A 12,481-nucleotide genomic window follows, 5' to 3' on the forward strand; every position below is an offset into this window, starting at 1 on the left:
GGTGCCAGTATTAAGTCATAATTTAATGAGTCAGCATTGCCATCAGTTGCGATCGCACGGTAAATTAAGTTTTCTCCAGCTCTTACCTTGAACTTATCTGGTGTGGTAACAAATACTGGGTCAACATTAATTGGTTCGCTGACTTTACCAATACCAGCTAAGTGACGGAAATCTTCCCCACCGACAGTAATTGTATCAACGAAGGCACCACTAATTGGAGTTGTTAAATTATAACCAGCAGGTGCAACCGTTCTTACTGTATAAGTACCAGTGAGATCGGCTTTTAATTCTCAATTAGATAGCTTAATTATCAACAAAACTAGATATTTTAGTTGCGATACCATCGAAGATGGTTGCCAAGGGCATCACACCCCTAAATAGGTGAGGCTGCGTTTATCTATAATAGAGTTAATTGTTTAGCAGTTAAAAATAAAAAAATAAATTCAATGACTCATTTTAAAGCTTTGGTAATCTTACCTCAAAATACTATCAATATTAGAGAAAATGTAGCAGAGCTTCTTAGTCCTTACTACTCAGAACTGGTAGTTGAACCATACAAAGAATATTTAAACCAAAGCGAAGTTCAAGCGGAAATACAAAATCTATCAACTCTTTCAAAAGAAAATATTGAGGAATTGATAGAAGAATATGAAGTTTATGGTGATAATCTTCTCGAAAGTTTAGCCAAAATTAAACTAGATTGGTACGAAGAAGAAATAGCCGGTATTGACGAGTATGGTGCTTATCGATTAACAACTCTTAACCCTTGCTCTAAATGGGACTGGTATGATTTTATTGAAGTAGAGTCCAGAGAATCCAAATTACCTATTGGTTATCCATGCCGAGTTGCAGATTTACCTAATATTGTCCCATATGCTCTTATAACCCCTAATGGTCAGTGGTATGAAGCAGGAGCAAAGCTAGGTTTACAAGCTTTTAAGAGAATTTGCTTGCTTGATAATACGCAAGTTAATGAAGAAGAAGTTAGCTGGGATTTGGAGGTTCAAAAAATTCTTGCTTCTTACTCAGATTACCTTGCGGTAGCCATACATTGTCATATATAGCTACAAAATTCATTGTCCCCTAAATTCCTTTTTATAATATTTTAGGACTTACGTATTGACAGAAAAATTATGCAGAGGGGTATGTTTTCCCACGCTTCAAGCTTGATTTTTCTGTTCCCCACTAAGCGATGGCGGCAGCCACTCCCGTAGGGAGTATCGCAACCAATAAAAGGTAGTTAATAAAAACCTGAAACGGCGTATTTACGTTGATACACAAAATCATTCGTTTGTACAGTGCGTAAATCCTATATTTGTTGCCATTTTCTAAGTTTTATGAGCGCTTATCTTAATGCCATTTGCGAATCAAACCTAAGCATATCCTCTTGTGAGAGAAGATACAGCCACTAATGCTACTAACATCGCTGTTGATTGTAATATGTAATCACTTATCGTATAACCTACAGGCGACGCTTGAAAAGTTGGAGAAGGTAATAAATCTGGCTCCGCACCTTCTCTCCACTTTTTAAGTTGGCTTCTTCGTTTACCAGCTTTTAAAGCAGCAAGAGCAATTACTGCATCATAAAGGTGCGTCCTCGTAGTGTAAAAAAGTACACCATCATCATTAAAGTATATAAAAGGAACATTGAGTGCAATACCCATCCCAACGTCTGGTATTGCTTTCCAATAATTACAAGGCATATATCCTGGCTGTAAAGATGCTTTGTATCTTCCCATACTTTCAGAGGCTGCTTTCCGCCCGCTTGCAGTAAATGGTTTTATTTCCATGTAATGCTGTTTATCGTAGTTCAAAATGTCTGGACATAATAGTTTATTTTTGCCCACTCCACATCCGATAGATGTATCTACGCCAAAATATATACTGTCTCCCAAAAAATCTGGATCGTTCTCATATTGAGTTTGAATTACTGGCTCTACTGCTTGCCCGTACTTAGATAGTTCTGTTGGACTTTGAGATGCAAACCCAGTTGGGTCTGTTAAACTTACTGGATTATCATGAGCATAAGTATATTTATGCAGAGTGATTGACTCGCCTAACCTTCCTTCATAATTATCTTTTCTCGTAAACCTACCCGTATCCGCATCATAATACCGTGCCCGATTGTAATAATCCCCCAACGCCGAATCATACTGCTCCCCAGCGAACAGGTACTTATTCTCCACTTCACCAGGCGAGTTAATTAATTCCCCATAAGCCTCATAATCATACGTGTTAACAATAACACCACTCGCATCAGTCAACACCCTTGTACTACCTAACCCATCAACATGGTAATACGTCGTCTGATTTCCCTGAGTTTGATTAACTAAATCACGACCATACGCATACTCGACCAACACCATACCATCAGGTCGATATTCTTCCCAAACATTTGCCAGTAATCCCTCATCAAGCAAATACTGCGTCTCAACACCATTGACACTAGAAGACACACGTATTCCTTGGTCATTGTAAGCATATTTAACTTGCGTTCCATTTACTGTAGCTTGTATGAGACGCTTTTCATCATTCCAGACGTAGCTTGTTGTGCCTTGACTATCTGTTTTAGTTAACGTGCTGCCATTGTTATCGTAACCGTAGGAAACGGTGACTATATTATTAACTTTCTCATTCAATAAACGGTCATTGGCGTCATACTCATAGCTTGTAGTGGTTGTATTGCCATTGGCAACTTCCGTCTTAATTTTCCGATTCCCCACCTTATCGTAGGTATAATCGTAAACCCTATTCCCATTAACCACGTTAGTAATTTTTTCTTCCGTCAACCGATACAAACCATCGTAGATATAATCAACAACACGTCCCGTATTCTCGACAACCTTCTTCCTGTTCCCTGCTTTATCCAAAGTATAGGTGTAACTGGAAAGAATATTATTCCCCTTCTGATTTTCCAAATATTTCAACCTATTGAGGTCATCATATTGTCGAACTTCCTGCGTACCATTAACAAAAGTCGTGCTAATTAAGTTACTAACCGCATCATAATCATAATCAGCTGTCACAATCCCATCTTCAATCACTTTATCAAGACGGTTACGCACATCAAACGTATAATTAATAGTGGACGATGCAGTTGTCACCGAAGTGCGATTACCTGCAACATCGTAAGTATAGCTAATACTGCGACTTACCCCACCAATATTATCTGTACGTTTAATTTGTCTGTCTCGCACATCATAGTCATAATCGTAAGTTGCAGTAGTTACACCTGAAGCATCAACAAATTTGACGATATCTTGCAATCCTACAGAGTTGTAAGCATACGTTACCTTCGACTCATCTTGGAACTGCTTTCCACTCATCCAGTTCATTGAGTCGTAGTTGTAGGTAATTGTACGACCGTTAAAGTCAGTATTGGTCTTGAGATTACCCACCGCATCATAGGTCATCTCTGCACGCTGATTCATGGGTAGTATAGTAGCCGTGCGTCGTCCTAAACCGTCGTATTCGTAACGAGTGGTATGATTAAGGGCATCCGTTATAGTAATTAAATTCCCAACAGAGTTATAAGCATAGGTAGTCCAGTCATTGAGAGCATTTTTCACCCCAATCAACCGACCCAAATCATCATAACCATATTCAGTACGTTTACCATTTTGGTCAATCGTCGCAACCCGACGACCTAAGTTATCGTATTCTTGACTGGTAAAGGTTTTATCCTGGAACTCCGTCTTAACTAACCGTCCCAAATCATCATACTTAAAGCTGGTAGTACGGTTTAACGCATCAACTTCTACTATTCTCTGTCCCGCAGCATCGTAAACATACTTCGTGCGGGGATTATCCGTCAAAGTCGCAGGTGTATCATCAACATAGATAATCTCAATTTGCCGTCCTGCTGCATCGTAACGGAACTCAGTCCTATTACCCCGTTCGTCGATTTGCGCTTTCACAAACCCATCAGTATAATACTCTTCCTTTGTCCGAGCATTATCATCCCAATTATTGGGCGTACTGTCAGGGAGAATAGTTTCTATTAATCTACCCACCTTATCGTAAACAAACCTGGTTTCCCTACCACCAAAATCGATACTCGCTACTTTTTGTCCCTTCTCATCGTAGCGGTTAATTGAGCGCAAATTATCAGTCAAATCATTAGGGGTATCATCCGCATAAATTGTCTCGATTAACTCACCTTTGGTGTTGTAAACATACTCAGTACGACGGTTGAGTGCATCAATTACCGCAGTTTGCTTGCCATTATCATCATACTCATAAGTTGTTGTATGATTTTCTGCATCGGTCATGGTTTTCATTTGACCTTTGCTATCATACGCCCAAGTTGTCAACAACTCCCGCACCTGGCCATTTTCCAAGGTCATGTAACGTTTTTCAGAAAGTTTATCTCCTTTAATGTTGTAGACATAATCAGTGACATTATTTAATGCATCTGTAATCTGGCGAACATCTCCATATTTGGTGTATTCAAAAGAAGTAAGCTTACCGTTAGCATCTTTGACTGATTTAAGTTGACCGGAAATATCGTATTCGTAAGTCGAGATTTTTCCAGTTGCATCGATTGTAGAGGTCAAATTACCACTGCCATCATATTTGTTGGTTGTAGTACGACCCAGCGAGTCTGTTACCGTCAGCAACCGACTCTTATCACCATAGGTGTAATACGTAATATTACCAAGTGCGTCTGTTTCCGTTAACTTATTGTTTCTGCTGTCATAGGTAGATTTGGTAGTAAAACCACTTTCACCACTGCGGTCAGAGATTACGGTTTCTTCTAAAACGTTGTTATTTTCGTCATACTTGCGTTTGGTAATTTGACCTTCGGCATCGATTTCGGTGAGGATATTTCCACGGTCATCGTATTCGTAAATGGTGGCATTTCCCAATTGGTCTTTAACAACTTGTCTGGAATTATTCGGGTCATAGGACATCTCAACCTTCTGACCGTTAACATCCACAAGCTCTTTCAACCGACCATCTTCACCATACTCATTCCGCACCCCAGTTCTTCCCAACGGGTCAATGATTTTGTCCAGGTAGTGCTTACGCTCTTGGTCATACTCCATCCGTGTGGTATTACCTTCGCGATCGCTCACACTCACCAAATCCCCTTGAGCATCATACTCATAGCGGATAAGTTCGCCCATTGGGTCTTTTACCGACTTAATCCGACCACTCGCATCCCGCTCAAATGTAATCTTCTGACCAGTAGAGGATGCGATCGCATCATCCGTATAAGTCAACTTATTACCATTGGTATCCGTAACAGTCAACAAATCACCTGAAAGAGCATCAATTTCATATTTAATCCCTTCTTTTGTAGTCAGTATATACTTACCGCCAAAGTACTGGTCAGCAGGATTATAACCATTACCTGCAAATCCCATAAATTCATTACTATTACGGTTCAATGTAATAAACTGACTATCAACTGTTAGCGTACTCGTAACACCTTTATCAGCTATAAATTCAGGAGTGTAAAAGTACTTGGAGAAGTAGAGTAACGGTGTACCATCAATTTCTTCTACCTGCTTGGGCTTGAAAGTAAACGCTTCTCTTTTTCCTCCAGGTAACGTAATGTATACACGAGTACCATCACGGAAAGCATTTTGCACCCCTAGTTCTTGTTGCAATTCATCAGGTTTGCGGAGGCTGGTACGCAAATCAGTATCCCTAAACTCCATCCTCCAACCGTAACCAAAGTCATCAGTAGTATTGGAAGTCAGCGTATCGTAAGTACGAGTCAGCGTAATCGGTATCCCTGTTACAGGCACAGTCAGGTCAGTAAAGCTTAACCGGAAATTCCCCAGTTTCAAATCACCCGCAACATCAACAACTTGCTCAAAGTAAGAAATCTTACCACCATTATCAGCAACTTCCAACCGCACAATATACGAGTCATTCTGCAACAGCGAGGGGTCAAACTTCTCTACCAACAAACCATTATTGATCGCAGTTGGATTGTCGTTACGCCATAATTCCTTAAATTCCCCTCCATTGACTGGTGCCACCAGCAAGCGATAATAATCTAAACTACCATCATCGGTAATAGTTGCACGAATCGAAGTTGGTGACTTGACAAAATCACCATCATTAATACCTTCAAGCTGAAAGCTAACAGTTGGTGCCTCTACATCAGTTGAGTCAATAACCAACACATCAAAGGTTTCTTGTTTGGTGTTCCCGCTAGTATCGGTAGCAATTGCCACAGCACTAATTGTCCCACTACGTGATGCTTTGACTGTGACAATACCGTTCGCATCAAGTACAACTGGTGTACCGTCAACAGTTAACTGCAAGCTAGCAACTTTAACATTATCAGTTGCTCTTGCTTGGAAAGTAATGTCGGAACCCAAGTTGGCTGTATTATTAAGCGCAATTAATCGTAATGAAGGTGCGACCGTATCCTGTGCAACATTTAGATTAATCGTTTGGGTTGCGCTACCACCATTACCATCGTTAACTGTTACATTAATCGTGTTATTCCCAACATTAGTGGTGGTGGGATTCCATCGTAACCTACCCAATGCATCAACCGTTATTCCTTTACCCAAAGATGCAGAGTCTAGATTGTAAGTTAGATTATCACCATCAGCATCAGTCGCTTTGACATCGTAAGCATAAGTACTACCAGGTGTTACAGTATTTGGAGCAGTTGAATTAATTACGGGGTTATTATTCAGTGGTGCGGTAAGGGTAAATCTTTGTGCGGCACCCAATCCAAAACTATCAACAGCACCAACTACAATTTGATATTGTCCAGCAGCAGGACTTGCCCAGGTTAATAACCCAGTGGTGGGGTTAATTTGAATATCAACACCCGATGGTTTGGATAATATTTGATAAGTTAAAGTATCACCAGTATCTGGGTCAGTTGCAACAACTTGATACTGATAAGGACTGCCAACCGATGCAACAAACTTGGGTGTCGAAGTGATACTGGGGGCATTATTTATCGCAGTTGTACCCACCTCAATAGTAAAGCTTTGTGTCGAAGTCGCACCTTGACTATCGCGTGCGATCGCTTCAACAATATGCGAACCAATTTGACTCGAACTCGGTTTCCACTCAACTTTACCCTCCGTATTAATTGTCATTCCCACTGGACGACGACCTAAACTATAGGTAACTCCATCGTTTTCGATGTCAGTGGCAACAACGTTATAAGTATAAACTTGATTTTGAGCAGCACTTGTTACAGGATTGGAAACAATCGCAGGTGGTGTATTAATTCCACGTACTGTGAGAGTGAATTCTTGACCAACATAAGCACCGTAAGCATCAGTAGCACGTACAGCTACTGTGTGTTCTTGTATTTGTGTAGACTTGGGTTGCCATCTCAATACACCAGTAGTAGCATCAATTACCATCCCTTCGGGTGAGCTATCAAGACTCCATAGCAACAAGTCATTATCGGGGTCAGTACCTGTGAGATTATACTCGTAGGTGCGTTCTAAATTGGTTACGAGGTTGGGAGTTGATGTAATAGTCGGTGTGTTGTTGGTCGCAAAATTGGTAACGTTGAGTGTAAAGTCTTGGGTGGTGGTTAAAGTACCATCAGAGACATCTACACTGAGTGTGTAATTACCAAATTGTGCTGCGGTGGGTGTCCAAGAAATAACACCATCTTGGGTAATGTCCATACCAGTTGGTTTTGTGACCAAGCTGTATGTGAGAACATCACCATCAACATCGTTTGCTTCGACTTTATATAGGTAGGTGTTGCCAAGTCTAACAACAGTACGGGGAGTAGAGGTAATGTCCGGTGCAGTATTTGGTAAATTAGCACCAACAACCACACTTACTCGTTGTAATGCTTCTCCACCCTTACCATCAGTTACTTTGATGGTAAATTCTTGTAGCCCTTGTTGGGTGCTATTGGGAGTCCAAGTAACTAAACCAGTGTTAGTAACGGATAGACCATCAAGTGCCCCATCCCCTTTAGAATAAACTAGGACATCGCCATCAGTATTTAGCGCAGTTGCTTGGTAACGGAAAGTTTTATCTACCTGCGCTTTATTATTTTTAGACACCGATGTGAATACAGGTGCAATATTATCAGGAAGTAGTTCGACATTGATATATTGCAGTGCTTGTCCACCTTTGCCGTCACGTACCCGCAACCCAACATTTAATTCAACGGTGTTACGTGCAAACTCTCCCCGACCAAGTGCAGTGAGACGTTCTCTTTCTGCTCTTAGTTCCGCATAATACTGTTCGATAATTTGCTTACTGGGAGACCAAACGACTGTACCTGTGGTCTTATCTACAGTCATACCGGGTGGTGCCAGTATTAAGTCATAATTTAATGGGTCAGCATTAGCATCGGTTGCGATCGCACGGTAAATTAAGTTTTCTCCAGCTTTAACTTTAGACTTATCTGGTGTGGTAATAAATACTGGGTCAACATTAACTGGTTCACTGACTTTACCCAGACCAGCAAGGTGAATAAAGTCTTCTCCATCAAGAGTAATCGTGTCAACTTTAGCACCGCTTGTTGGGGTTGTCAGCGTGTAACCGTTGGGGACTACTGTCCTCACTGTGTAAGTACCGGGCAGTAAGTCGTCAAAGGTGTAGTAATATCTGTTTTTACCTAAAGTTGAAGTCGAAGTATCTTTCTTGGTTAGTTGATTTGGTTCACCCTGATCCAGAATTCCGTTATTATTCAGGTCGAGGTAAACGGTAACATTTTCCTTAAATGGTTCTAAGGCATAGCGGTCATCAAAGCCGGAGAAAACGTCAAGTAGCTTTTCAAAATCGGTGATTCGTTCAGCATTTGGGTCAATCTTTTGAATCGTTTCGATTGTTGAGTATAAGCCAACACCAAATGCTGTAACGTTACCACCTTTTGCCTTGATGTCTGTTACCACTTGATTGGCAATAGTCGGGTCAAGAGGACCGTAACCATCCGACATGAAGATGAGATTGGGAGTTCCAGGTAAGGCATCAAATAAGCTGTCAATTGTTTGTAAGGCAGTAGTAAAGTTGTTGCTGCCATCTGGTGTGTAACTAGATAAGATTTCCCGGATATCTGCAATGCCGTTGCCGTTCGTATCTGCATTGGCAGTGGTATAGATTTGCAGTCCCTCTGTTGCCAAATCCATATCTTGGATAACGGCATTGAATTTGTGCGGAATGATGCCAAATTTAATGCGTGAGCCTCCACCAGAGGCAACCACTGCATCTATCATGGCATTAGCAGCGGCAACTTGGGCAGAAAGAACGGTCTTCGTAGTCTTGTTACCCTCTTCACCAAAGAACGGTGCTGCGGTACTACCAGAAACATCAATGGCAAAGACGATCGCTGGGTTATCTCCCTTAACTAACTTCGAGTCAAGTAAACCATTGCTGTTAAGGTCATCAAAGACTGCACCTTGGATTTTGCCTAAATTGTTGTAAACATCAACTGCAAATGATTGAATATCCTTACCACCACGACGATCGTTCACTTCGACTTGAAAGTTAACTTGACTACCAGCCGTAACAGTAAATTCTGGGAACCACAGCAATTCCCCAGTTTCATTGTCGATTAAAGCGCCTAATGGTGCCGAAAGCAAGCGATAGGTAAGTTTGTCGCCATCTGGGTCTACACTCTTAAGTTTGTACTGATAAACTTTGTCAGCAAGGGCAAAGCGAGTTTTGGGAGTAGTAATAATAACTGGATTGCCGTTATCTGGATCGGGCAAAAGCTTCAGATTAAAGTCTTGAACTGTGCTGGCACCTAACGCATCTTTGGCAGACAGCTTGACGTTGAACAGTCCTTGTGCTTTACCACTGTTGCTGGCATTTTCTCCAGTACCGGGTGTAATTACATCACTTACTACTTTTTCGTGACGCAAGACCCTAAAGTTATAGTCAACTTTATCAGTGCCAGAGCCACCTTGAATGTAGAGATAGTACTCCCCAGTTTCTGGGATGAGGATTTCTGAATCATACCGCTGTTCGGTGTCGAAGAGTTGATTATTGCCAGGATCAAACAGTTTCCAGCGGTAGTTTCCATCGGGAATACTGTCGGTTAGACTGTCAAAGTAGAGGCGATCGCCAACGTTTGCTTGTAGTTTGAAAAATTGGCTTTGCTGTCCGTTGTCCAAGGAACCAGCTTTTGGCAAGCTGTAGGTAATATCCGGTGCAACAGTTGTATCTAACAGTTGGAAGGAGTAATTGCGGCTAGCAGCTTCGTCATTGGCAATAACCAGATAATAAAGCCCATCAGTGGTTAAAGTAAATAGTCCCCTATCCCCATTCCACTGAAAGTTGCTTGTAGAGAAGATGTTATTACCATTTGGGTCATATAAAGAAGCCCTGACATTTTCACCAATCATGGCGTTGAACATAAATTTCTGTCCATGTACGCCATCAAAGGTGTAAGCTTTGTCTTGTAGGGCATTCAAATTGCCTGAGACAACGCTACCAATTTCCAAATAATTGAGATTTGGCGACCTAAAGCTTCTAGGCAGTTCTAGCAAGTTGAATTTATAGTCACCAGCGGTGCTGTCGTAGTAACCAAACGTTTGTAGTTTGTAGTTGCCAGTCTGCTCTAATAAAATTGGTGCAGTGTCGTACCTACTATCGCTATCCGTGAAGACCAAAGTGCCATCAAGGTTTATAAGTCTGTTCCTAATTTCTGAGTTGCTGTTGTCTTGACTATCAAGCAGAATTAATGTACCTGCGGTAGCGGTGAAGTTATAGTCAATCACCTGACCGACATTTAATCTGCCACTTTGCACAGCACCTAGTCCGGTGTTGGTAACAGGAGTGACGGAGGTATCAGTAACTTTGAAGCTATAATCAACTCTGGTGTCACTATTGCCGGCGATCGCTAAAGTGTATAAACCACTAGCACCAAATGTGACATTGAAGTCAGGAATGTTGGCTGAAGGGGCTTTGAAAATCGTGCCGCTGGGGTCGTAGAGAATCCAGTTTGCCCCACTCCAAGTGTCGGCATCCAAGTCAAATTTGAGGCTTTGTCCGGATTTGGCTGTGAATTGATAAAGGTTAACTTTGTTACCAGGATTTAGATTACCGGATATGGGAGTTCCAATTTGGATGGTGGGTGCAGTTGAGCGATCGCTTAAGATAAAGCTGTAGTTGCCTTTGTTCGCAGGTTGTTCCCCAATAATAACCAAGCGATAACTACCTGACTCGCTTAAAGTGAATGGTGACCTATCGCTGTTGGTGGTTTGCTCAAAAACCAGCGCGTTACTGGGACTATATAGTTGTGCTTTCAGGTTCCCGTCACCTGCTAAAGCGTCAAAGAACAGCTTTTGACCTGTGACACCAATGAAAGTGTAGGTATTCTCCTGTCCTCCCGTTGTTAGAGAACCGTTGACAGTATTTCCTAATGTCAGAGGTTGGTTGCTAGAAGCAGGAGTGACCAGATTAAACTTGTACTTCTGTTGATTGGAGGGGTCAGCAGCGAATCCTTGAACTGAAAGTAAGTATTCACCCGTAACAGCCGCATCAAATTTGTAGTCACTGAGATACCCATTTTGCACGGTAGCACTGTTAATCGTCTGACCGTTGGGAGTGTAGAGTGTCCAGGTGTAATGGTTCTGGTCAGTTACGGTATCTAAGTAAAAGTGCTGTCCCGTCGTAGCCAAGAAGCGAAAAAGCTTGGCTCCAGTCCCGTTGTTGTCAAAGCTATCAGTGTAGTCAGTATTGAAGGTAATGGTAGGGATAGCAGAAGTTTTTTCTAACAAGCGGAATTTGTAGTCACCAATGCCTTCAGCTTCAGTTTTTACCTCAACCCGGTAAGTACCGCTAGTAGTCAGTACAAGTCGTTCATCGTTGCTATCGTAGTCGTTGCGGCTATCAACACCATAAGGATTGCCGTAATAATCATAGAAAAACAGATTCCGTCCGGTTGGGTCGTAAATACGGAGGTCGAACTCGTCACCACCTAAGGCATCGTAGAACAACTGCTGTCCAGCTTCTCCAGCGAAGGTGTAAGTGTGGTAGCTGCCTTTTTTGGTAATAGTTTTGCTAACCGTCTCCCCGTAAGTGATAACCTCTGGCTGTGGTGTCTCAGAAGTCACCACTCGCACATTGTAATTGGGGTCGCTGCTGCCATTACCCTGCATCAGCAGCCAATATTCACCTTCTGTTAAAAATTTTTCCTGGTCATAGTCAATATAATTAGAAGTAACCAGCTTTCCGTTGGAACTATACAATTTCCAATAGTCATAACTGCCTGCCTGACCGTCGATGTAGACATACTTTCCACCCGTGGGAATGGTGATGCGGTAGCCTGTTGTCCCCAAATTGTCGTTATCAAACTGTCCTATGATGTCGGTGTCTAGATTTTTCGCAAGCGAATCTGCCCTATTTAACAACCGGAACTTGTAGTTACCAACACCCTCACCTCTAGTCTTCACCTCAACCCGGTAAGTACCGCTAGTAGTCAGTACAAGTCGTTCATCGTTGCTATCGTAGTCGTTGCGGCTATCAACACCATAAGGATTGCCGTAATAATCATAGAAAAACAGATTCCGTCCGGTTG

2 protein-coding genes are annotated in these 12,481 nt (G+C 41.9%); one reads left to right on the forward strand and one right to left on the reverse strand.

The window, feature by feature from the left end:
- Positions 1-446 precede the first annotated feature (446 nt).
- Entirely contained in the window at positions 447-1,064 is a 618-nt protein-coding gene (locus tag OGM63_RS27110; RefSeq protein WP_263748824.1) for a hypothetical protein, read from the forward strand.
- A gap of 309 nt (positions 1,065-1,373) precedes the next feature.
- Here the strand turns inward: OGM63_RS27110 and OGM63_RS27115 are convergent, their stop codons facing one another.
- Complete coding sequence (locus tag OGM63_RS27115; RefSeq protein ID WP_263748825.1) at positions 1,374-12,356, reverse strand: putative Ig domain-containing protein; 10,983 nt, start codon at positions 12,354-12,356, stop codon at positions 1,374-1,376.
- Positions 12,357-12,481: the final 125 nt, after the last annotated feature.

The sequence above is a fragment of the Plectonema radiosum NIES-515 genome, from assembly GCF_025753815.1.
Classification (GTDB): Bacteria; Cyanobacteriota; Cyanobacteriia; order Cyanobacteriales; family Nostocaceae; genus Hassallia; species Hassallia radiosum_A.